This is a genomic window from Legionella dresdenensis (assembly GCF_042649825.1).
GTDB classification, from domain to species: domain Bacteria; phylum Pseudomonadota; class Gammaproteobacteria; order Legionellales; family Legionellaceae; genus Legionella_C; species Legionella_C dresdenensis.
The window spans coordinates 80,576-102,225 of record NZ_JBHSAB010000024.1 but is presented as its reverse complement, the minus strand read 5'-3'; the positions used below and the strand labels follow the sequence as shown (position 1 = coordinate 102,225).

The window sequence follows — 21,650 nt, the reverse complement described above, 5'->3', positions numbered from 1 at the left end:
GGACTGGCGTTTGCCAGGGCGGAGTGTTATGCTTTTTATATTCGCTTGAAAGCGCGAGGCCTGTTTTAAAATGAAGTTGCTGACAGTTGGTTTTTCCTTGATATTTACCCTGATATTCTGGGCCTCTGCTTTTGTCGGGATTCGGGTTGGTCTGGATTCCTATTCGCCTGGCGCTCTAGCTTTGTTGCGTTTTTTAGTGGCCTCTGCCTGCATGGCAATTATCTACCTGTGTTTACCCGAGAAGAAAAAAATGCGCTGGGCTGACCGCGTTGAGTTGCTGGCAATAGGGGCTATTGGCATTGGCGCCTATAATATCTGTTTAAATATTGGTGAAACAGAAGTCACAGCAGGGGTGGCGAGTTTTGTTATCGGGTTAATGCCGGTCATGACTACCTTGCTTGCAGTTCTTTTTTTAAAGGAACGGCCCGGGGCTTTAACCTGGTGGGGAATCCTGGTTAGTACAATCGGGCTGGGGCTTATGATTCTGGCGGAAAAGCACAGTTCAGCCGGCAATGGCGTCTTTATTATTTTAATTTCTTCTTTAAGCGGGGCGTTTTATAGTATTACTCAAAAGCGGTATTTGCGTTCTTATCATCCGGTAGCAATTACTTCCTGGGTGATCTGGGGTGGAACATTGGTATTGTTCTGGTTCGCTCCTGAATTATGGCGCCAGTTTCCGTATGCGTCTCATAAAGCAACTCTGACTGTGGTGTATCTGGGTATTTTTCCAGCAGCCCTGGCCTATGCCGCCTGGTGTTATGTGCTGGATAATATGTCGGCTTCAAATGCCTCTATGTATCTTTATGCCTTGCCTATTCTTTCAACGATAATGGGGGTGGCGTTTTTGAATGAGTATCCTTCAGTATTGTCGCTGAGCGGCGGTTTGTTGGCATTGGCGGGCGCTTTGATCGCAACTCGCTTTCAACAAAAAACAGTCAAGGGTAACGGCCGGCAATTCTCGCTCTCTTCGCGATAAGTTAGTTGTATCAAATTCCTGAAAAAATGTTCTATAATCAATTCTTTTAGCGATAAGGTGAATACTCATGGAGTTGAGAGTCGATAATACGCCTTTTAAAGCGTTGTTTCAGCCGCTTGATTTGGGATTTACCCATTTAAAAAACAGAATTTTAATGGGATCCATGCATACAGGGCTTGAGGAAGATAAAGAAGGGCTGCAACGGCTGGCTGCGTTTTATCGTGAGCGGGCTCTGGGTGGCGCCGGTTTGATTGTGACCGGAGGTATAGCTCCGGATCGTGCCGGCCGATTAGCGCCTTTTGCGGCTAAAATGACTTCTGCCCATGAGCAAAAAAGGCATGAACTGGTCACGCAGACGGTGCATGAAGCCGGCGGTAAAATTGCCATGCAGATTTTACATGCCGGGCGCTATGGCTACCATCCATTTACTGTTGCTCCCAGCGCTATCAAATCGCCGATAAGCCCGTTTAAACCCTGGGCAATGAGTAAACGGCGCATTGTTAAAACAATAGGCCATTTTGTCCGCGCTGCCAGACTGGCCCAGACTGCTGGCTACGATGGCGTTGAAATTATGGGAAGCGAAGGGTATCTGATTAATCAGTTCATCGTAACCCATACCAACCAACGCACTGACGAATGGGGCGGTTCGTATGAAAACCGTATACGCTTTCCTGTTGAAATTGTCCGCCAGGTGCGGGAGGCGGTTGGCAGCAACTTTATTATTATCTATCGCTTGTCTATGCTTGATTTGATTGCTGACGGCAGTAGCTGGGAAGAAATAGTGACTCTGGCCAAGGCAATTGAGCAGGCAGGGGCTACTATTTTAAATACCGGGATAGGCTGGCATGAAGCACGTATTCCTACCATTGCGACTATGGTGCCGACAGCCGCATTTACTGATGTCACTAAAAAACTGAAACCGGAAATTACGATTCCGATCATTACTTCCAACCGGATTAATACCCCGGAAGTAGCCAACAGAGTGCTGGAAGAAGGCTGTGCGGACATGATATCAATGGCACGGCCGTTCCTTGCTGATCCGCAGTTTGCCGAAAAAGCCCGAATTGGCGAAAGCGATGCTATTAATGTCTGTATTGCCTGCAATCAGGCTTGTCTGGATCGGATTTTTGTCAACAAAAGCGCTTCTTGCCTGGTGAATCCACGGGCTGGAAATGAGACAAATCTGGTTTATGAAATGGCGATTTATCCAAAACGGATTGCGGTTGTGGGTGCCGGTCCTGCCGGGATGGCATTTGCTGCTGTCGCGGCTGAGCGCGGCCATCTGGTTACTGTGTTTGAAAAAAGCGGGCAGATTGGCGGACAGTTCAATCTGGCGAAACGAATACCCGGCAAAGATGAGTTTCAGAATACTATCGATTATTTTAGCTATCAATTGGCAAAATACAATGTCGCTATCCGTTACCAGACCGAAGCGACAGTTGAAATGCTGAGAGACTTTGATGAAGTTGTGCTGGCAACCGGCATTAAGCCGCGTGTGCCCGATATCCCCGGTATAGACCACCCCAAAGTGATGACTTATATTGAAGTAATCAGAGAACAAAAAATACCTGGCCGGAAAGTCGCAGTGATTGGCGCCGGCGGTATCGGTTTTGATGTCTCCGAATGGCTTACTCATGAACATCATGAAAACCGGCAAGAGTTTTACGATGAATGGGGTATTGATATCAAGGTCAATGAGCGCGGCGGCGTCAAAACACCTGAGGTGAAACCCTCCGAACGTGAAGTTTATCTGCTGCAGCGGAAAAAAGAAAAACAGGGTAAACGGCTGGGGAAAACAACAGGCTGGATTCATCGTTTAAGCCTGAAACATAAAAAAGTGGTGATGCTCTCAGGCGTCAGTTATGAAAAAATTGACGATCAGGGCCTGCATATCCGCATTGACGAGCAGGAGCAAGTGTTACCGGTAGATTCGGTAGTTATTTGCGCCGGACAGACTGAATTAAAAGATTTATACGAGCCGTTGAGAGAAGCAGGTAAATCAGTCCACTTAATTGGCGGTGCATTCAAGGCGCTTGAGCTTGATGCGCGGCATGCGATTGATCAGGCCTGCCGGTTAGCGGCGCTGTTGTAGATTGGTTAGAGGAAGCCAGACATGGAATCCGGGGTAATAAGCAAACGTTTGCAGGCAATAGAAGAACGGCTGGCTCGGCTGGAAACAGCGTTAAATTTACCTGTTGCCCATAGCGCTAACCGGCCGATTACTGAAACAGCTGCTGAAACAAAATCGGTGGAACGCCATGGCAACTGGCTGGGAATGATTGCCGTAATCTGCTTTATTCTGGCAGCAGGGTTTATTATCAAGCTTGCGATTGATAGCGGCTGGCTAACGCCCGTACGCCAGATTGGCCTGGCCTTGTGTTTCGGCGGCGTGCTTATTGGCAGCGGTTTTTTATTGCTGTCTTCTGATAAACCTTATGCGAGCCTGTTACCGGCCGCTGGAGTAATTGTTTTATACCTTACTGTTTTTGCCGCGCACCGATTATATTTTCTGATTACCTTCCATGCCGGCCTTGGTTTTACCAGCCTGGTGTCCGGGGTTTGTATTTGGTTGTATCTGCGTCTTCGGCATGATATTTTTTCAATTATTGTGGCTCTGGGTGCCTATCTTGCTCCGATAACGCTTGATTTGCGTGATGATACCCTGTTTTCTTTGTATTATTTTTTAATCTGTTCTTGTACTTTTGCAACCTTGTCAATCTGGGTCAAATCACGATCGTTAACAGCCATTGCTGCGTATCTCGCGATTTTGATTACTGGCCTGATTGGTTTTAACCTGCAACAGGATGAGTTTATCGCAGTAGTGCTGGCCTTGCATTTTCTGGTATTTGCGATCGGCACTTATTTTTATTCCCAGCAGAACAAACAACCGATGACTGAAAAAGAAGCCTGGAGCCTTTTTCCGGTTTTGGTTATTTTTTATGCTATGGAATATTTTTATATTAATCGGGCATTACCCGGCCTTGCTCCATGGTTCTCAATTGCGTTTGCCATGATTCTGATGGGTTTATATCTCTCGGCACGCAAGTGGTTTGCAGAGCAATTAGTCAGCAGCCAATCCCTTATTATGGCTTTTTCAACGCTGGTATTTTTCCATTCAGTTTATCTGGAGTTGTTGCCGGATAATTTAAAGCCCTGGTTATTCAGCTTTTTTGTAATCAGCCTGGCTGTCCTGCCGTCCTCTACCTGGACGGGCAGAAAAAGGCTGCCCTATCTGGTTCCTGGTCTGGCAGTGATTATTATTCTCGCCATTGAGTATATTAATATCCTGCTGCATTTATTCGGCGATAGCGATCCGTATTGGGCTATTGTCGCTGCTGTTTCATTCGGCAGTCTGTGGGGAATGTTGCTACGGCAAAGGAATACGCTTAAAGGTAAAGAAGATTATGGTTGGATATTACTCGCTGCTGCCCATATTCTCGGATTAAGCGCCTGCTATCAACTGGTGGACAGTTCGCTGGCGGTTTCGGCCTTGTGGTTATTCTATGCCATGGTGGTAATTGGCTTTGGTTATTACCGTAAAGACAGGCTCATAACACGCTCGGCATTACTTATTCTGGCTGCTGCGGCTGCCAAGGCGCTCTTATATGACGCTGCTTCCACACCCACTGTGGTTCGCATTTTGTGTCTATTACTAACCGGCATGGTTTTATATGGCTGTGGATTTTTACTTCGAAAAACCGCGCAATGGCCGGAATAGTTTTTACTATGCGTGAAAGTTCACAAATCGTTTTTATTTAAGTCTTTGCGATTTATTTTTAATAAAAGCAAAGACATAAAAACGCATTAAATAAAACTCGTGCAAAATCCTGTTTATTTTGTTATTATAGTGAACAAATTTTATATATATTCGTTCTGCTTACACATTACTGTATCTAATTGGAAACCTTATGACACACGAAATAGCAAACTTCGCTGCTCTTGATTTATCCGATGTTTTATTGAAAGCCCTGGCTGATATGAATTTTGAAAAACCCTCTCCTGTACAGGCGCAAACTATTCCTTGCCTGTTGGAAGGAAAGGACGTTATTGCCCTGGCACAAACAGGCACCGGAAAAACAGCTGCGTTTGCGTTACCTATCCTGCACCGTTTGAATACTAAATCGCAGGCAACGCAGGCGTTGATTCTGGCGCCTACCCGGGAGCTGGCAATTCAGGTTGCTGAGCAGTTTGAAGCGCTTTCTGTGCATCAGAAAGGTACGACAGTAGCAATTTTATGCGGCGGACAGGATTATGGCCGTCAGCTCAAACAGCTTCGTGCCGGTGCCCAAATCGTCGTGGGAACGCCCGGCCGTATTCTGGATCATATTGATCGCGGAACTTTGATTCTCGGCAGCCTCTCAACCTTTGTGCTGGATGAAGCGGATGAAATGCTGCGTATGGGCTTTATTGAAGACGTAGAGCTGATTTTATCCAAATTACCGGAAGAGAAACAAATCGCTTTATTTTCAGCAACTATGCCTTACCGTATTCGACAAATTGCCAGCAGTTATTTGAACTCTCCTGTTTCTGTTGAAATTCGTTCTGAAACGGCAACGGTCAAGAGCATTGAGCAGCGCTTCCTGTTTGCATCGCCCGTTCAGAAGCCGGATGCGTTAGCCCGAGTTTTAGCAGTCGAAGATTATCAAGGCGTTATCGTGTTTACCCGTACTAAAAGCAGTACGGAGGAAGTGGCTGAATTGTTGCAGCAACAGGGTTTGCGTGCAATGGCTATTCACGGCGATATTACCCAGGCTCTGCGTGAGCGTATCATCAGCCAGTTCCGTCAGGGCTCAATTGATATCCTGGTTGCGACAGACGTTGCTGCCCGTGGATTGGATGTTGAGCGCGTCACGCATGTGATTAACTATGATGTTCCGCATGATTGTGAGACGTATGTTCACCGTATTGGCCGTACTGGCCGTGCTGGCCGCAGCGGGGTTACCATCCTGTTTATTACTCCGCGTGAATCAAGAATATTAAATACAATTGAGCGTCATACCCGCCAGCGTATTCAGAAAGTGGAAGTGCCTAACGACTACACTATTCAGCAAGCAAGACAACAGCGTTTTATGGCCAGTATTGTTGAGCGTGCCAGCCATGATAATTTACCGTCATATAAAAAGATTATTAATGAGTTTCTGGAAAACAATCCGGAGCTTACCGCTGCGGATGTTGCCGCAATTCTGGCATTACAGCTGCACAAAGACAAACCATGGCAGCAAAAATCAGTCGCGCCTAAAGCGGCGCCCAGAAAAGAGGGCCGTGGCCGTGATGATGGCGCTGGTTTTAAAGGCGGCAATAGCGGCGGTTTTCGTTCAGATCGTGGCGATAAGCCATTCCGTGGCGACAGGCCGTTCCGTGATGATAAAGGCCGTAAAGGATTTAAAACGGACAATGCCATGCAGGAAACGTTCAGGATTGATGTTGGCCGTATTCACGGTGTAAAACCGGGCAATATCGTTGGCGCGATTGCTAACGAAGCAGGTTTGCAAAGCCGCCAGATTACCGGGCTTAAAATTAATGATGATCATTCAACAGTATGCTTGCCTCGCGGTATGGCGAAAGAGGTTTTCCAGAGTTTAAGCCGCGCCTGGGTTTGCGGCAGACAATTGAAGATTACTTCTGTTGAATAAAGTAGAACAAAATACACCATAGCAAGTGTAGGTTGGGTCGTTTTGACCCAACAAGCCTTTTTATCAAGCGATTCAGATCTGAAAAGTGATTGAAGATTGGTAATGTTGGGTCAGAACGACCCAACCTACACGTAATACAAAAAAATTGTCCTGCACAAAGGCTTTACAGCCCAACCTACGTTGTTTTAAGGTTTTGGGGCTGTGCAATCAAAACATCCGAGCATATTGTCGATCACCTCAAAAATCCACTCCTTGAATTTTTTCCATTGCTCGCGCACGGCGATTTTCCAGGCTGGCTCAATTTTCAGGATTGGGGAGTGGGTTAATATATTGGTCAGATTATTAATGTGCAATTTGAGTGCATAAATTGCCATCGTTATTTCTTCCTTGTCTTTTTTCGAGTGTATTTTGTCTGTAATTACATTCATTTGGCTAATCACGCTATTGCTTGCGCTGATAATAATCCCCACTTCATTTAACAATGTTTGAGTCCGGGTGAGTTTCGTTGGATTATCATGGCAATAGGTTGCAAATTTTTCACCGAAATCAATATAGACCTGCTCACGATTATTACGCGGCCTGCCATTTTTATCAAACTCGATGACGGTATAGGCTTTTGCCAGCAATTGAGCCGGTTTAATTTTGGCAAGTACTTTCCGATCTGGCTCACTACAACCAGGATAGGCCATTGCAGCGCTATTCGCGAATCTTGATATAGCCGAGTAACAGTCCCCTTGTAACGACTTTAAATAGCTGATACTGTTTTGAAAACAATTTATGAGCTGGTATAGTTGAGCAGTGTTAAATATTAATTTGTCGGTATTATTATCAGCGAGCCTATTATACTTTACTTTAATCCTACCTGAGGGTGAAAAAAAAGCGATTTTTACAGGAATGCGATTTCTTATTAAGACCATATTTAACTACTCAGACTAATTTGTTGTTTATTATACTGAAAAAATAGAATAAAAAATAGAACTATTGTATATTGCTTTTGTTTGTGGTATAAAATATAAACAATTTAATAGTGTTATGTAAATTATGCCTAAGACCTTTGAACAATTAATTAAACAAGCGCAAGCCTCTTTAGTAACTTATAAGGAGGCTGCAAAAAATGGGAAAGTTCCTGCTGGCTCGCTTGAGTCTCTTCAGCAAATGAAGGATAAGCTTTATAGAGTAATGTGTACTTCACTCCTGCAAAAAAGCCAACGCGTTAAGTTAGCAAAATTAATCTATCTCTATCGCGATACTGAGATCGAACTGGGTTTTATTCTGCTCCACAATAATTTCTCGAAAGCGCTAGAGTTGCTCCAAGCTAAAGACATGAAGGGCTGCGAAGCTGTATCTAATCAAATGGCTTTGAATTGCAAGGCCATGAAATACCGAATTACCAAGCTAGTCGAATGGGAAGAAAAATACAGAGAGAGTCTTACTGGCAGTCAACATTATCGTGGTAAAATGCGTGTGGAAGAATTCAATAGCTTTTTATCTGCACTGATTCCATTAAAAACATCGTTTGAGCCGCCTTCCAAACCTTTTACTTACGGTATGGAAAACATATTATCTGCTTCAGGCGAGGAACAACCCGGTACTGCAATCAGAGAAGCTCAGCAGTATGTTTCCACTCATGACTTTAGTTTTTTCTCTAATCAAACAGTCGAAGAAAATACCGAAATTGTAGCGTTGAAAGGTTCAGCCTCTTGTGCCTAAACAATACCTTTGGTAAATAAAATTGATTGTTTACTGAGCATTCTTTATAATTGTCGGGTTTTTATAAGCACTTAGGATCGCCTATGAATTTGCTAATTGTTTTGTTTAGTTTACTTTTTTCAAGTCTTGTTGCTGCTGCGCCCTTAAAAAACTTCGTTGTTTTTGGCGATAGCTTGTCTGATAACGGTAACCTATATAACTATATGCAGCAGCAAGTGCCCCAATCACCGCCTTATTATGAAGGCCGTTTTTCCAATGGCCCAGTCTGGGTGGAGCAGCTTGTTGAATCATATTTTCCTGGCGAAGGGAATAGCCGCCTGCTTGATTATGCTTTTGGCGGAGCAGGCATTTCTATGGACGATAATGAAGATGATGATGGGGTGTTATTTACTTTAAAACGTGAAATTGACGCGTATCTTCTTGCTCATGAAGACAAAGCAAGCCAAGACAGTTTATTTATTGTCTGGATTGGCGCTAATAATTATCTGGTAGTTCCTGAGGACCCTGAGCAAACCCTGGCGCGTGTCAACAAAGGCATTGTTGATGGTATCGAGCTTCTGGTTGCGCGTGGAGCAAAGCACATTATGGTTTTAAACCTGCCTGATTTGGGTAAATCACCCGCGGCCGGCGAGTATAATTCCCGTGAACAGTTAACCGAACTGAGCCAGCGCCACAACGAGATGCTTTTGGCATCATTTGAAGCGCTAAAGAAGAAACATAAGAATGTGGATTGGGTCTATGTTAACGCCAATTCTTTTCTGGATCAGGTCATTGCGTCGCCTGAGCAATATGGATTTAATAATGTGACCGACACTTGCTATGACATCGTAGCTGAAAAGCGGACGCGCGGGTCAGTGATCAGGATGGCTTCGGCAATTAAATTAAAACCGGAAGCCGATAGTTGTGAGGGGTATTTATTCTTTGATCCCGTTCATCCGACTGCTCCGGCGCATAAACTTGTTGCGGATGTGGCGCGGCAGGCTCTGGATGAGGCTGGGGAAGAGTTCCGGTAAATGTAGGTTGGGCCGTTTCGACCCAACACGCCCTAATCCTGCTCTAAAATCTTGTTAGATGCATTTTTCTTCATGACAATAATACTTATCCGGCGATTTTGCGGCGCCAACGGATTGGTTTTATCCAGTAGTATGGTAGAGGCATAGCCGCTTACCCTAACAATTTTATCTTCCTGTAAACCCGCTTTAATTAGCGCCCGGCGTGCAGCATTAGCCCGCTGGGTTGATAGCTCCCAGTTTGACTGCAGAATATCATCCGGGTTTTCATAAGGATGAGCATCAGTATGACCCTGAATGGTTACTTTATTTGGCATTTTTTCCAGAAGCTGGGCGATTTTTGTGAGTGCCTGTACCATATCGGGATCCATTTCATCGCTTCCGAGACTGAACATAGGACGATTTTTATTATCAATCAATTGAATACGCAGTCCCTCGGACGTGACATCCATCAGCATACGGTTTTTTAAATCAGAAAGTCCGGGATCAGTATTCATACTGACAGTCAGTGTGTTCTTCAGTTCTTCAAGCTGTTTCATTTCATTAGCCGGATCTTGTTGGCTGACTTGTTTTTTACGAATAACCATTTGATTGTTTGCTGTTACCTGGCCGTCTTTTTTATGCAGATCGGCGCCGCCGCCTTTAATATTGACCGGCGTTTCCCCGCTTTTCTTACCAAGTAGAAGGGATATACGGAGCGGTTGTTTGAAAAACTCGGAAATACCTTCTTTTTGGGCCGTATTCAGTGATGCCAGCAGCCACATCAGTAGAAAAAATGCCATCATAGCGGTTACGAAATCCGCATAGGCGATTTTCCAGGAACCGCCATGGTGACCATGATGCTTGTTAATTTTTTTAATAATAATTGGCTGTGTTTCCTTGCCAGGTGGATTGCCTGCCATACTAACTATCCTTTAACGGTTTTAATTTCTTCGTTTAACTCATTAAATGTTGGACGGCCTTCTGAAAACAGCACTTTACGGCCGAATTCAGCAGAAATAATAGGTGGATTATTATGCAGACTTGCCAACATGATGACTTTGACCGCAATTAATAACATTTGAGTGTCATTGGCTCTTTGCTCAAGGGCATTACCGAGCGGCCCAATAAAACCATAACCTAACAAAATACCCAGGAATGTACCCACTAATGCCCGAGCAACCAATATCCCTAACTCGGCAGGGGGAAGGGTTATCGATTCCATGGTATGGACCACCCCTAATACGGCGGCAACAATACCGAAAGCAGGCATCCCGTCAGCAAGTTTGGTAATGGCTGTGGCCGGCATTAATTCTTCGTTATGATGGGATTCAATTTCACTGTCCATTAACGCTTCAAGCTGAAAGGGTTGCAGATTGGCAGTAATAATCAATCTGAAATAATCGCAGATAAATTCAATCACATGATGTTTTGCCATCAGACGGGGGTAGTTATTAAAAATAGAACTGTTTTCCGGTTCGTCAATATCGCTTTCAAGCGACATAAAACCTTCCTGGCGCCCTTTATTTAATAGCGCGTACATTAAACCTAACAGATCCATGTAAATCAGTTTTGGCTTGGTTGGGGATTTAAACAATTTAGGCAAGGCGCGCAAAATTGCTTTTAATTGAATCATGCTATTCCCGACAATCAGGGAGCCAACGGCTGCCCCGGCAATAATCAATAATTCAAGCGGTTGGATAATAGCGGCCATATGGCCGCCTCCAAGGACGAAGCCCCCAAAAACGCATAACAGGATTACAGCGTAACCTAGCAATATAAGCATTTATAGTTCCCTGATAGATACTTGATCCGTACCAAAACAGTATTTATTATCACTTACTTTAAATAATCATAGACTACTTTGCCGTAAGGTAACACTAAATCTGATAAAATATGCGTAGCAGCAATCACTTTTTTCACTGGTAAACCAGCAACAGGCGCCATCGCGTGATGGAATAATTCCAGCTGGGCAGGGCCAGTCCAGGCTCCTTTGATTTCAACATTCGATAATTGATATTCAACAAGTTCACACACTCGAGTGCTGCCGTCAACATGCGGAATTATTTTCAGCAGGAAGGATGGCGAAGTCATTGATTGTTGAACTTTCCTGGGATCGAGCGTCTGGTATTTATATCCCATGGTTGCAGTTGCAATACGGGTTGATTCGTAATCCAGTGTACCAAGCAGCGTTTCTTTTTCAACTCTTAAGCTTGGTTGAGCCAGCTTTTTGGGAAAACCCCAGATTTCTCTACCGCCTGCTATAGGCGCCAGATCGTCCAGATACATCGCATGGGTATAGCTGCCTTCCTTGCCTTTTAACCTGACAGGAATAACCTGTCCCGATTCTGTATAATCACCAAAACCGGTTGAGTCAGGCATACGGATTACTTCAAATTTCACTACCGGTTCTGTCACTTCCAGCGGGGCGGGTACAATTTCCCTTAACAGATCGATATCGGTTTCATAGGTGATAATCAGATACTCGCGATTAATGAACCGATAAGGCCCCCTTGGATAAGAAGGGCTGGTTAAAGGCATTGCAAATGCGTTTTCAAGAACTTGTGATTCGTTCATTATGAGCTCCGTTATGATTATTCCATAAACCAGCCGTGACTAACGATTAATGATTGACCCGTTAATGCGTTAGATTCAAAGGAGGCAAAAAACAGCGCTGTCTGCGCCACGTCTTCAGTGGTGGTAAATTCACCGTCTACGGTGTCTTTGAGCATCACATTTTTGATCACTTCGTTTTCAGTAATTCCAAGCTCTTTGGCTTGTTCAGGAATTTGTTTATCGACCAGCGGCGTTCTTACGAAACCAGGGCAGATTACGTTTGCACGTACGCCATGGGCAGCGCCTTCTTTAGCAACCACTTTACACAGTCCTATCAGGCCATGTTTGGCAGTGACATATGGCGCTTTTAATTTGGAGGCTTCTTTGGAATGCACCGAGCCCATATAAATGATGCTGCCGCCGCGTTGACCGGCATACATGTGTTTAACGGCTGCCCGTGTCGTTAAAAATGCGCCGTCCAAATGGATCGCCAGCATTTTTTTCCAGTTGGCCAGCGACAGATCTTCAATGGGATCAATAATCTGGATACCAGCATTGCTGACCAGAATATCAATGCTGCCATAGCGTTCAGCTACTGCGTCAATTCCTTCGTTAACCTGAGCTTCATTAGTGACATCCATGGCAACAGCCATGGCTTTACCGCCTTTTTGCTCAATTTCATTCACTGTTATCTGCGCTTGATCAAGATTCAAATCAGCAATGGCGACATTGGCGCCCTGGCTGGCATAAAGCAGAGCAATTTCTTTTCCAATTCCGCTTGCAGCGCCGGTTACAACTGCTGTTTTGTTTTTTAGACGCATGGCTACATTCCTTGTAAATAAATTTGTTATTTCAGTATAGCAATGATTTTATGTTTTGCCCCGATTGTTAGTCAAGCGAGGCAAAAGAGGTAAGTTTGGGGCAACATTAACGGTAGTAATAGTGATCACGGTACCATTGTCTGCGATCTTGTTCCTGACCGATCTGATTACCGATTAAAGCACCTGCGCCTGCTCCAATTACTGTACCTAAAGCGCTTCCGTTAGAAACAGCATACCCTATCCCTGCACCAGCAGCACCGCCAAGGCCTGTACCGACCTGAGTTGAAGTGCACGCTGATAAAAGAAGTGTTGCTGCGCCCATCAGTGTTAAAGCAGATAGTGTTTTTTTCATAATCAATTTCCTTTTTTTAAGTTCCATCAACTAACATATTAGTATAAAAAATACTTATTGTGTAAATAAAATTAACAAGTAAGTGATGCCTGTCATTCCCGCGAAGGCGGGAATCTCCCCGCCTTCGCGGGGATGACATGTGAAAAATTGCGCAATACCAGGATTTTTAAGCCAGGTTTTATAATCGGCCTTGAGAAAATCTTGATACGCCAGTAGTATTGGCAGAATGGGATATAAAAAGAGGTGCTTATGTTTCGTGGAAGTATGGTCGCTTTGGTTACGCCTTTTCAGGATGATGCAGTTGATATTCCGCGTTTGCGTGAGTTAGTGGAGTTCCATATTGCAGAAGGAACGCATGCTATTATCGCGGCAGGAACAACGGGTGAATCAGGCACGTTAAGCCATGAAGAAAAGCATCTGGTAATTAAAACCGTGGTTGAGCAGGTCAAAGAGCGGATTCCGGTTATTGCCGGTACTGCGGCCAATGCAACCCGGGAATGCATTGAACTGACCCGAATGGCAATGGAATGCGGCGCGCATGCAGCCCTGATTATGACGCCTGCTTATATCAAGCCGACTCAGGAAGGACTTTACCAGCACTATAGCCGGATTGCGGCTGAAGTAGCCATTCCGGTTATTCTTTACAATGTTCCCTCGCGTACAGCCTGTGACTTGTTACCGGAGACTGTCGCCCGCTTATCGTCAATATCAAATATAATCGGTATTAAAGAGGCAACAGGAAAGCTCGACCGGCTGCAACAGATTATAGCGTTGTGCGAGAGTAGCCTGGATGTTTATAGCGGCGATGACATCACAGCAGCGGAATGGATCCTGGCTGGTGCCAAAGGCGTGATTTCAGTAACCGCCAATGTGGCGCCGCGCTTAATGGCAAAAATATGTGATTCGGCAATAGATGGCGACAAACAGTCTTGCCTGCGGGTTAATGAGCAGCTTGCATCCTTGCACCGCTTATTATTTGTCGAGTCAAACCCGATTCCTGCGAAATGGGTTTTAAGTGAAATGGGTTTGATTAAAAATGAGCTAAGATTACCTTTGACCCCTTTATCGGATAAATATCATGCTGAGATAGCTCAGGTGTTGCATGATCTTGAATTAGTTATAAAATGAGGACTGTTGTGAATAAAATAGTAGTACTGATGGTTTCTGCCGCTTTGTTGTCTGCGTGTTCATCACGTTATGCCACTAATGGTGAGCATGTTTATCTGCAAAGTCAGAATGGCGAACAATTAGTGATCCCGCCGCCGTTAACGGCTTCCAATATCAGCCATTTTTATGATTTGCCACCCCGGACACAGAATGCAGTGGTGAATATTGCTCCGCCTTCTGCCCCAGAAATGCAGGCAGATCAAGCCTGATAAGGTAAAAATAATATGTCTATAGAATCCGATGAGTTAGTAGTTATCCAGGAACTTTCCGCTCGGCTTGTGGAAGCGCAACGTGCTATCCGCATTCTGGACACTATTAAGTGGGATGATTCGATTAGACGTAAATTTTTTGAACAAGAGGCTCAGCAACTGCCAGAGATAGATAAAAGCTATTATGACAGCAAGCCGCTGCCTTTTGATGCTCATGAAAAGCAAGAGGAGTTCAGATTAATTCTGCGGGATGCCCAGAACAAATTGGGACAATACTCCCCGGTGACAAGGCTGATAAAGCGGCAATGCGAGGAATATAGTCGAGCGGCTCAAATGCTTGCAGCCCGTGGTACGCCAGCATTCAGCGAGATTTCAAAAGAACTTTATGGCAGTCCCGATGATGCGTTTTATGCGGGTGGGCCGCGTTTGGCAGAAATTGGCAACGTACTGTTTGATGTCTTAACAGCACTTGATGTACAGCTGCAATCGGACGCTGATTTGAAACATTATACGCCGTATGAAGCCCAAAAACTGTTACAGGAGCGGTTAAGCCCCTTCTTTGAGCTGCATCCAGGCAAAGTCACAGTGATGGTTAGCGATGATATGGTTGCTGATGCCTCTGCAGGAGCGGATAATATCAAGCTTAGCCAGCATGCCATGTTTAGCGACAGGGATTTGAAATACCTCGAAGTGCACGAAGGTTGGGTGCATGTTGGTACAACTCTTAATGGCGCTGTGCAACCGTATTGCTACTTCCTGTCCAAAGGCTCGCCGTCAAGCAGCGTGATTCAGGAAGGTCTGGCGGTGATTACGGAAGTAGTTACTTTTTCTTCCTATCCTGGCCGAATTCGCAAGCTTACCAATCGGGTTATTGCGTTGGAAAAAGTTCGCCAAGGCGCTGATTTTCTCGATATCTACAACTATTTTATTGAATGTGGATTAAGCGAGGATGACAGTTATAACCATACAGTCAGGATATTTCGCGGCAGCACGCCCGATGGCGGCGCTTTTACCAAGGATTTGTCTTACGCCAAAGGGTTTTTGCTGATTTATAATTTTCTGCGTTTTGCGATCAGCCAGCGCCGGGTCGATTTAATCCCGTTGCTTTTTACCGGTAAACTGGTTCTGGATGATTTGCCTTTGCTGGCCGAATTACGCGATCATCAATTGCTTGTACCGCCAGTGTATTTGCCGCCGCCCTTTAAAGATTTGGCTGCATTAAGCGCCTGGTTAAGTTTTTCTCTGTTTCTGAACAAGTTCGATGTTAATGAAATTCAGAAAAACTTTCGTTTTTTACTGGCCTGATTTTAGAAAACAATAGTACATCCAATGTATCTATGTTAGTAGACATTTCTTTTCCTTGATAACCAGTACAAAAATAGGTTACCATGGTATTTTTTAATTTACTATTTTGTTGGTAAATTTTTTAAAACAGTATTGTATCCAAAACCGTAATCATAGCTGCAGGGAGCGATTATGAAGAAAGGCGCTATTCTATTATCATTACCACTATGTTTATCTGCTGGTATTGCTTCAGCAAGCATTTTGCCTGAATTGGCAGATTGTTCCTGGGTAGCAGCATTAAGCGGCGGACCTATCTGGTCGAGTAATGGTGAAACACAAACCTTTTATCTGACCCCAACAATTGAAAAAACCTATGTAGCAGCCAAAAAAACCAAAACTCTTGCTACGGGTGAATTGTTTCTCGGCCTTCAGAAGCCGCTGCCTTACCAACTGCAAGGCCAGTTCGGTTTGGCTTTTGCTGCAACGACCAATGCCAGGCTGAACGGAATCATCTGGGATGATACCGAGCCGCAGTTTGATAATCATTCATATCAGTACAGCGTAAATGCCAGACGAATAGCTGTGAAAGGCAAACTGCTGGCGGACCGAAATTATTTCCTGACCCCATGGATTAGCGGCAGTGTTGGCGTAGGTCTTAATCGTTCGCATGGCTATACCAATACACCGCTGATTCCTGAAGCGCTTGTAAATCCCAATTTTTCCAACCATACAAAATCCAGTTTTAGTTACAGCCTGGGTATAGGCCTGCAAAAAAATCTGAATGAACATTGGCAGGTCGGTGCGGGTTATGAGTTTGTTAACTGGGGTAAAAGCGAGTTAGGCAGAGCATACGATCAGACTTTAAATACCGGTTTATCACAAAATCATTTCTACACGAATGGTTTGATGTTTAACGTAACGTATATAGCATAAAAACGCAGTTTGGGCTGTAAAGCCCAAAATTTAATCTGTCTCTTGAGATTGCGGTAACCCTGCCACTTATGCTTTAATAAGCAGCATTATTACCTTAACCAAAGAGCTTGCCAAATGACTTTTGTTGTTACTGAAAGCTGTATTCGATGTAAATACACCGACTGTGTTGAAGTATGTCCTGTTGATTGTTTTTATGAAGGGCCGAATTATCTGGTTATTCATCCTGATGAATGTATTGATTGTGCGCTTTGTGAGCCTGAATGCCCGGTGAATGCTATTGTTTCGGAAGATGATTTGACCGATGATCAAAAACAATTCCAGGCTTTAAATGCAGAGCTTGCCAAGACCTGGCCAAATATTACTGCCAAAAAAGATGCCCCGGATGATGCGAAATCCTGGGAGGGTGTTGCTGACAAATTGCAATACCTGGAAAAAGAGTGGAAGAAGTAGCGTCTGCTCTGGATGACCTTGTTGCTTCTTGCCAGCGTGTATTAAGTGAAAAAGGCCGTCTGACTACTGCAATCCCCGGTTTCATGGCGCGGCCGCCGCAAATTGAATTGTGCCGCGCCATAGCAAAAGCCATTACAGATAAATCGACACTGGTTGCCGAAGCGGGAACTGGCACCGGAAAAACATTTGCGTATCTCATTCCCTGTTTACTGAGCGGTCAGAAAGCATTGATTTCAACGGCTACCAAAACCTTGCAGGATCAGCTCTTTCATAAAGATTTACCGATTCTTATCCGTGCGCTGGGCTTATCCGCCAAAATACAGAATTTAAAAGGCCGTGCCAATTATATCTGCCGCCATCGTCTTGAATTGCATGCCGAAGAAGGGCGTTTCGCAACGCCGCAGGTTGTACATGAGGTGCTGCATATTCGAGAAAAAATTGCTCAGCTGGTAAGTGGTGAGCGTTCAGAATTGCCTGAGATCAGTGAAGACTCACAAGTATGGCCTTATGTCACTTCAACCACTGAAAATTGTCTGGGCAGTGAATGTGAGTATTACGAAGAATGCTTTCTGGTCAAAGCGCGTAAACGGGCAATGGAAGCTGATTTGGTGGTTATCAATCATCATTTGTTTTTTGCTGATTCACGGTTGAAAGAAGAAGGCTTTGGCGAGTTATTGCCGGGTGTTGAGGCAGTGATTTTCGATGAAGCGCATCAATTGGCAGAAATTGCTACCAATTTCAATGGCGAGCGCCTGGGAACTCGCCAACTCCGTGAGCTGCTGGATGATTTAATGCGGGAATGGCCGGTGCTTGATCTGCCAAACCAGCCGTTAAAAAAATACAGTCAGCAGGCTGAACAGATTTGCGATCAGCTTTTGCTTTCTGTTTCTGAATACGAAGACCGGGTTAATTGGCAGCAGGTGATTCGTAGCCGGCGCTTTAATGAGAACTGGCAATTATTCCTTGAGTTACTGGATAAGATACAAACCTGTGTTGTAGAAGCGGAATTAAACGACAATGCCGGAGTAAAACGTTGTAAGGAGCGTCTGGAATCAATAAAGGCGGTGGCTTTACGCTTTAATCAGGGCGAGAAAAAGATGATCCTTTGGCTGGAGCGTTTTAAACATACGCTGGTTTTACACGCTACGCCGTTTAATGTATCTGATTCATTCAATGCTTTACTGGCCCTGAAAGACTGTGCCTATATTTTTACTTCGGCTACTTTGACTATGGCTGATTCCTTTGAATGTTTTTTAAAGCCGTTGGGGCTAAAGCAGGTTAAAACCCTGTTATTGCCAAGCCCTTTTGACTACAAGCAACAAGCCTTATTATATTTTCCCCGCGGTTTACCTGATCCTAAAGACAGTCGTTATTATGATAATTTGCTGCAGAGGGTGGTGCCTGTGATTAATGCTTTTGGCGGCCGTTCCTTTTTTCTGTTCACCAGTCACCGGGCCTTAAAACAAGTCGCGCAACAATTAGCGGCTGCGATAAAATTTCCCTTGCTGGTTCAAGGGGAAGAGGCAAAACCTATCTTACTGGCCCGATTTCGCCAATACGGTAACGCCGTATTGCTCGGTACAGCAACGTTCTGGGAGGGCGTTGATGTTAAGGGTGAGGCGCTATCTTGTGTTATCATTGACAAATTACCGTTTGCCAGTCCGCGTGATCCGGTTATGGCGGGTAAAATGGCGTATTTGAAAGAGCAGGGAATTTCGGCATTTGATGAAATATCATTGCCTAATGCGGTTTTGGCGCTAAAACAGGGAGTAGGACGGTTAATCCGGGATACTGCTGATCGTGGGGTATTGATGATCGCCGATCCGCGTTTGTATGGCCGGGAATATGGCCGGACAATTCTGGCCAGTTTGCCGGCGATTAAAAAGACCCGGGATGAACAATTGGTATTACAATTTATTAACGAACTTGAATTGGAACATGAACTTATTAGCGATTGATTGCTCAACTGAGCGCGCAACAGTAGCCCTGACTATAAATGGGGTGGGTACACGGCTTGAGCAGCCTGCCCAGCGCCAACATGCGCAGCTATTGCTGCCTATGGTTGAACAACTGCTGGCTGATGCCGGTTTACTGCTTAATCAGCTGGATGGTATTGTTTTTGGCCGTGGTCCCGGCAGTTTTACCGGATTGCGGATTGCATGCAGCATGGCGAAGGGCTTGGGTTATGCTCATGATTTACCGCTTTATCCGGTAAGTACCTTGACTGCTATTGCTTACGCCGCACAACAGGATGAGGCATCTTATCCTATACTTGCGATGATTGATGCCCGGATGAACCAACTATATTGGGCATGTTTTGATCACCAGCTGTATTCGGAACAGGAGCTGGTGAGCAATGCTGATGCGATTAGCGTGCCGGGTGAGGGTCCGATTATAGTTGCCGGCGTTAATTATAATCTGTATCGTGAATCTTTTACTGCTGATTTACTTGGTCGTATGATTATTGAAAAAACCATTTATCCTGACGCAGCAGATATGCTGCAATTGGTATCAGGTGGTAAAATCCAGCCGGTAAGCGCGGGTGACGCATTGCCGGTTTATATCCGTAACCAGATAACACAAGGGGAAGCGCGTGGATAAACGCTTGCTTGAAATCCTGGTTTGCCCACTCTGCAAGGGCAAACTGATTAAGAAAGATGACGAATTGATTTGCCGTTTTGATCGAATTGCTTATCCGATTCGAGATGATATTCCAGTCATGCTGGAACAGGAAGGGCGCCTGCTCACGCTTGAAGAAAAGGAAAAATTGTGAACAGTTCCGGGTTCCATATTATTATTCCGGCTCGTTATCAATCAACTCGTCTGCCGGGTAAATTATTGATGGATATTGCTGGCCAATCCGTAATTGAGCGCGTTTACCGCCAGGCTGTCCAGGCTAAACCGGCATCGATTACCATTGCGGCCGATAATGATAAAATAGCCGATCATGTCAGTAATTTCGGTGCAGAAGTCATTATGACTTCAGTTGATCATCCAACAGGTACTGACCGCCTTGCCGAAGTAATAAGCCGTAAAGGTTTTGGCGATGACGATATTATAGTTAATGTTCAGGGCGACGAGCCTTTCATTGCGCCTGCCCTGATTACTCAGGTTGCCAATATGATTGCCGGTAGCGATGCGCCGGTTGCTACCTTATGCTGGCCAATTGAAAAATTTGAGCAGTTGCATAATCCCAATGTGGTTAAAGTTGTTCGGGATCAGTTTAATCAGGCGCTTTATTTTTCACGCTCCGCCATTCCTGCTCACCGTGATGAACCTGACAGTATACGTAATTCATTCCGTCATATCGGTCTGTATGCGTATCGCGCGGGTTTTGTTAAGCAATTTGTCAACCTGCCGCCCTGTGTAATTGAGCATTGTGAAGCGTTGGAGCAATTACGGGTTTTATGGTCAGGGTACAAAATCCGGGTAGATATTGCCTGCGCGCCGCCGCAACAGGATATTAATACGCTGGAAGATTTGGAACACGCCCGATTCTTACATAGATAGCCCAACCTTACCCCCTCTCCCGTATCGGGAGGGCTTTGTTGAATAAATAGAAAGTAGCCTTGATGCAGCGAAGCGTAATCAAGGTTTCTATCGCGTGTTTAGGCACCTATGCCTTGTAAGTTCAGAGCGGGTAAGCCCTTTCCTTTAAAAGCTTTTTGCAAACACGCATGAAGTCATCCTGACGCTTCCAGATGCCATCCCTGGCATCTAAGGGTTTGCAAAAAGCTTTTAAAAGAAAAGGGCTTACTGGAGAGATCGATAATCTACTTCACATAGGGTTGGGGAGAGGGTGAAAAAGAAAACCTTGATTACGCTGCGCTGCATCAAGGCTACTGTACAATTGTAGCCTTGATGCAGCGGAGCGTAATCAAGGTTTAACGGTGCTTAATAAAAAATACCTTATTGCAGATTGCGATATTGTTGCCATTTTGCAGATAAATGACTATTAGGACGTGTTTCATTGACTCCTAGCGCAATTCCACCAGTTTTAATGCCTGATTCAATCACTTTAGCTTTATCTTCAGAAACGCCCCAGCCAATAAGCGAGCCGAGCATTCCGCCTGTGATGCTTCCAGCGCCTGCTCCAGCAAGACCGGCAGCTATTGGACCTGCGACAACAAGACCTAACCCGGGGATAACAAGGCTAGTGCCGATAGCAGCTACAGCCGCTGCAGTAGCGCCTATTGCAGCGCCGGTAGCTCCGCCAATAGCTAAACCTTCAGAAGCTTTGGAACCTTCTTTAACCAGAACGGAATCATAATATTTTTTTCTTGAATCTTCAGACATAATCACATTAATATCCTGTGGTAAATAGCCCTCATCAAGAGCATCCTGATACGCTTTTTCAGCTGCTTCAGGAGTTTTAAACACTTCAGTAGTAATGTGCATGTCTCTGTTTTGGTGTGTCATGGTAATCTCCTTATACGTTTGGACTTCCATTTACATAACCTTTTTCAAGGCCTGGTATTAATTATATACTATTAATCAAAAAATGGTTAATATTTGGTCATTTTAACCCTCTCCCCAGCCCTCTCCCGATACGGGAGAGGGTGTAGGCGCA

At 44.8% G+C, this 21,650-nt stretch carries 22 protein-coding genes; 15 read left to right on the top strand and 7 right to left on the bottom strand.

Going from position 1 to position 21,650, the window contains the following annotated elements:
- Positions 1-70: 70 nt before the first annotated feature.
- The 4 genes from ACFORL_RS10780 (at position 71) to ACFORL_RS10765 (ending at position 6,609) form a co-directional block, all read left to right on the top strand.
- The gene (locus ACFORL_RS10780) at positions 71-976 is read left to right on the top strand and encodes a DMT family transporter (protein WP_382343881.1); all 906 of its coding nucleotides are present in this window, start codon (positions 71-73) and stop codon (positions 974-976) included.
- 67 nt (positions 977-1,043) lie between these two features.
- The gene (locus ACFORL_RS10775; protein ID WP_382343879.1) at positions 1,044-3,068 is read left to right on the top strand and encodes an oxidoreductase; all 2,025 of its coding nucleotides are present in this window, start codon (positions 1,044-1,046) and stop codon (positions 3,066-3,068) included.
- Between the two features lie 21 nt (positions 3,069-3,089).
- Complete coding sequence (locus tag ACFORL_RS10770; protein ID WP_382343877.1) at positions 3,090-4,694, top strand: DUF2339 domain-containing protein; 1,605 nt, start codon at positions 3,090-3,092, stop codon at positions 4,692-4,694.
- A gap of 190 nt (positions 4,695-4,884) precedes the next feature.
- Positions 4,885-6,609 carry a DEAD/DEAH box helicase gene (locus ACFORL_RS10765; protein WP_382343875.1) on the top strand — a complete coding sequence of 575 codons (1,725 nt, stop codon included), beginning with the start codon at positions 4,885-4,887 and terminating at the stop codon, positions 6,607-6,609.
- Between the two features lie 185 nt (positions 6,610-6,794).
- On the opposite strand, the gene ACFORL_RS10760 is transcribed toward ACFORL_RS10765, so the two are convergent.
- Entirely contained in the window at positions 6,795-7,298 is a 504-nt protein-coding gene (locus ACFORL_RS10760; RefSeq protein WP_382343873.1) for a hypothetical protein, read from the bottom strand.
- A gap of 352 nt (positions 7,299-7,650) precedes the next feature.
- Here ACFORL_RS10760 and ACFORL_RS10755 point away from each other — a divergent pair, with 352 nt between their 5' ends.
- Together ACFORL_RS10755 and plaA are read left to right on the top strand one after the other, a co-directional pair.
- Complete coding sequence (locus tag ACFORL_RS10755) at positions 7,651-8,319, top strand: hypothetical protein (RefSeq protein ID WP_382343871.1); 669 nt, start codon at positions 7,651-7,653, stop codon at positions 8,317-8,319.
- An 83-nt stretch (positions 8,320-8,402) separates the two neighbouring features.
- Positions 8,403-9,332 carry a GDSL family lysophospholipase PlaA gene (gene plaA / locus ACFORL_RS10750; protein WP_382343869.1) on the top strand — a complete coding sequence of 310 codons (930 nt, stop codon included), beginning with the start codon at positions 8,403-8,405 and terminating at the stop codon, positions 9,330-9,332.
- 32 nt (positions 9,333-9,364) lie between these two features.
- Here the strand turns inward: plaA and motB are convergent, their stop codons facing one another.
- From motB to ACFORL_RS10725, 5 genes are all read right to left on the bottom strand, one after another.
- Entirely contained in the window at positions 9,365-10,231 is an 867-nt protein-coding gene (gene motB / locus ACFORL_RS10745; protein WP_382343867.1) for a flagellar motor protein MotB, read from the bottom strand.
- 5 nt (positions 10,232-10,236) lie between these two features.
- Positions 10,237-11,094 carry a flagellar motor stator protein MotA gene (motA, locus tag ACFORL_RS10740; RefSeq protein ID WP_382343865.1) on the bottom strand — a complete coding sequence of 286 codons (858 nt, stop codon included), beginning with the start codon at positions 11,092-11,094 and terminating at the stop codon, positions 10,237-10,239.
- 53 nt (positions 11,095-11,147) lie between these two features.
- The gene (locus ACFORL_RS10735) at positions 11,148-11,885 is read right to left on the bottom strand and encodes an acetoacetate decarboxylase (protein WP_382343863.1); all 738 of its coding nucleotides are present in this window, start codon (positions 11,883-11,885) and stop codon (positions 11,148-11,150) included.
- A 17-nt stretch (positions 11,886-11,902) separates the two neighbouring features.
- Positions 11,903-12,685, bottom strand: a complete 783-nt coding sequence (locus tag ACFORL_RS10730) for a 3-hydroxybutyrate dehydrogenase (RefSeq protein ID WP_382343861.1) — start codon at positions 12,683-12,685, stop codon at positions 11,903-11,905.
- Positions 12,686-12,791: 106 nt separating this feature from the next.
- Positions 12,792-13,037, bottom strand: coding sequence for a glycine zipper domain-containing protein (locus tag ACFORL_RS10725; protein ID WP_382343859.1), 246 nt, complete (start codon positions 13,035-13,037; stop codon positions 12,792-12,794).
- 249 nt (positions 13,038-13,286) lie between these two features.
- On the opposite strand from ACFORL_RS10725, the gene dapA reads away from it, so the two are divergent.
- The 9 genes from dapA (at position 13,287) to kdsB (ending at position 20,590) form a co-directional block, all read left to right on the top strand.
- Positions 13,287-14,165 carry a 4-hydroxy-tetrahydrodipicolinate synthase gene (gene dapA, locus ACFORL_RS10720; RefSeq protein WP_382343857.1) on the top strand — a complete coding sequence of 293 codons (879 nt, stop codon included), beginning with the start codon at positions 13,287-13,289 and terminating at the stop codon, positions 14,163-14,165.
- Positions 14,166-14,173: 8 nt separating this feature from the next.
- Positions 14,174-14,413 carry a hypothetical protein gene (locus ACFORL_RS10715; protein ID WP_382343855.1) on the top strand — a complete coding sequence of 80 codons (240 nt, stop codon included), beginning with the start codon at positions 14,174-14,176 and terminating at the stop codon, positions 14,411-14,413.
- A gap of 15 nt (positions 14,414-14,428) precedes the next feature.
- Positions 14,429-15,718: a flavohemoglobin expression-modulating QEGLA motif protein gene (locus ACFORL_RS10710; RefSeq protein WP_382343853.1), complete on the top strand. Its 1,290-nt coding sequence runs from the start codon at positions 14,429-14,431 to the stop codon at positions 15,716-15,718.
- A 171-nt stretch (positions 15,719-15,889) separates the two neighbouring features.
- Positions 15,890-16,630 carry an outer membrane protein gene (locus tag ACFORL_RS10705; protein ID WP_382343851.1) on the top strand — a complete coding sequence of 247 codons (741 nt, stop codon included), beginning with the start codon at positions 15,890-15,892 and terminating at the stop codon, positions 16,628-16,630.
- 114 nt (positions 16,631-16,744) lie between these two features.
- Positions 16,745-17,080 carry a ferredoxin FdxA gene (fdxA, locus tag ACFORL_RS10700; protein WP_382343849.1) on the top strand — a complete coding sequence of 112 codons (336 nt, stop codon included), beginning with the start codon at positions 16,745-16,747 and terminating at the stop codon, positions 17,078-17,080.
- Between the two features lie 83 nt (positions 17,081-17,163).
- Positions 17,164-19,038, top strand: a complete 1,875-nt coding sequence (locus ACFORL_RS10695) for an ATP-dependent DNA helicase (RefSeq protein ID WP_382343937.1) — start codon at positions 17,164-17,166, stop codon at positions 19,036-19,038.
- Positions 19,019-19,681, top strand: a complete 663-nt coding sequence (gene tsaB / locus ACFORL_RS10690; protein ID WP_382343847.1) for a tRNA (adenosine(37)-N6)-threonylcarbamoyltransferase complex dimerization subunit type 1 TsaB — start codon at positions 19,019-19,021, stop codon at positions 19,679-19,681. Before ACFORL_RS10695 ends, tsaB begins: the two co-directional genes overlap by 20 nt.
- Positions 19,674-19,853: a Trm112 family protein gene (locus tag ACFORL_RS10685; RefSeq protein WP_382343845.1), complete on the top strand. Its 180-nt coding sequence runs from the start codon at positions 19,674-19,676 to the stop codon at positions 19,851-19,853. The genes tsaB and ACFORL_RS10685 overlap by 8 nt, the downstream gene beginning before the upstream one ends.
- Positions 19,850-20,590, top strand: coding sequence for a 3-deoxy-manno-octulosonate cytidylyltransferase (gene kdsB, locus ACFORL_RS10680; protein ID WP_382343844.1), 741 nt, complete (start codon positions 19,850-19,852; stop codon positions 20,588-20,590). The genes ACFORL_RS10685 and kdsB overlap by 4 nt, the downstream gene beginning before the upstream one ends.
- Positions 20,591-20,989: 399 nt before the next feature.
- On the opposite strand, the gene ACFORL_RS10675 is transcribed toward kdsB, so the two are convergent.
- Positions 20,990-21,499: a hypothetical protein gene (locus ACFORL_RS10675; protein ID WP_382343842.1), complete on the bottom strand. Its 510-nt coding sequence runs from the start codon at positions 21,497-21,499 to the stop codon at positions 20,990-20,992.
- Positions 21,500-21,650 lie beyond the last annotated feature (151 nt).

What these genes read in the sequence shown, in the direction of transcription:
- tsaB (WP_382343847.1), top strand. Translation starts at nt 19,019, where the DNA reads ATGAACTTATTAGCGATTGATTGCTCAACTGAGCGCGCAACAGTAGCC.
- ACFORL_RS10725 (WP_382343859.1), bottom strand. Translation starts at nt 13,037, where the DNA reads ATGAAAAAAACACTATCTGCTTTAACACTGATGGGCGCAGCAACACTT.
- ACFORL_RS10705 (WP_382343851.1), top strand. Translation starts at nt 15,890, where the DNA reads ATGAAGAAAGGCGCTATTCTATTATCATTACCACTATGTTTATCTGCT.
- ACFORL_RS10695 (WP_382343937.1), top strand. Translation starts at nt 17,164, where the DNA reads ATGGCGCGGCCGCCGCAAATTGAATTGTGCCGCGCCATAGCAAAAGCC.
- ACFORL_RS10735 (WP_382343863.1), bottom strand. Translation starts at nt 11,885, where the DNA reads ATGAACGAATCACAAGTTCTTGAAAACGCATTTGCAATGCCTTTAACC.
- ACFORL_RS10710 (WP_382343853.1), top strand. Translation starts at nt 14,429, where the DNA reads ATGTCTATAGAATCCGATGAGTTAGTAGTTATCCAGGAACTTTCCGCT.
- motB (WP_382343867.1), bottom strand. Translation starts at nt 10,231, where the DNA reads ATGGCAGGCAATCCACCTGGCAAGGAAACACAGCCAATTATTATTAAA.
- plaA (WP_382343869.1), top strand. Translation starts at nt 8,403, where the DNA reads ATGAATTTGCTAATTGTTTTGTTTAGTTTACTTTTTTCAAGTCTTGTT.
- ACFORL_RS10775 (WP_382343879.1), top strand. Translation starts at nt 1,044, where the DNA reads ATGGAGTTGAGAGTCGATAATACGCCTTTTAAAGCGTTGTTTCAGCCG.
- ACFORL_RS10730 (WP_382343861.1), bottom strand. Translation starts at nt 12,685, where the DNA reads ATGCGTCTAAAAAACAAAACAGCAGTTGTAACCGGCGCTGCAAGCGGA.
- ACFORL_RS10765 (WP_382343875.1), top strand. Translation starts at nt 4,885, where the DNA reads ATGACACACGAAATAGCAAACTTCGCTGCTCTTGATTTATCCGATGTT.
- ACFORL_RS10770 (WP_382343877.1), top strand. Translation starts at nt 3,090, where the DNA reads ATGGAATCCGGGGTAATAAGCAAACGTTTGCAGGCAATAGAAGAACGG.
- motA (WP_382343865.1), bottom strand. Translation starts at nt 11,094, where the DNA reads ATGCTTATATTGCTAGGTTACGCTGTAATCCTGTTATGCGTTTTTGGG.
- fdxA (WP_382343849.1), top strand. Translation starts at nt 16,745, where the DNA reads ATGACTTTTGTTGTTACTGAAAGCTGTATTCGATGTAAATACACCGAC.
- ACFORL_RS10675 (WP_382343842.1), bottom strand. Translation starts at nt 21,499, where the DNA reads ATGACACACCAAAACAGAGACATGCACATTACTACTGAAGTGTTTAAA.
- ACFORL_RS10780 (WP_382343881.1), top strand. Translation starts at nt 71, where the DNA reads ATGAAGTTGCTGACAGTTGGTTTTTCCTTGATATTTACCCTGATATTC.
- ACFORL_RS10760 (WP_382343873.1), bottom strand. Translation starts at nt 7,298, where the DNA reads ATGGCCTATCCTGGTTGTAGTGAGCCAGATCGGAAAGTACTTGCCAAA.
- dapA (WP_382343857.1), top strand. Translation starts at nt 13,287, where the DNA reads ATGTTTCGTGGAAGTATGGTCGCTTTGGTTACGCCTTTTCAGGATGAT.
- ACFORL_RS10755 (WP_382343871.1), top strand. Translation starts at nt 7,651, where the DNA reads ATGCCTAAGACCTTTGAACAATTAATTAAACAAGCGCAAGCCTCTTTA.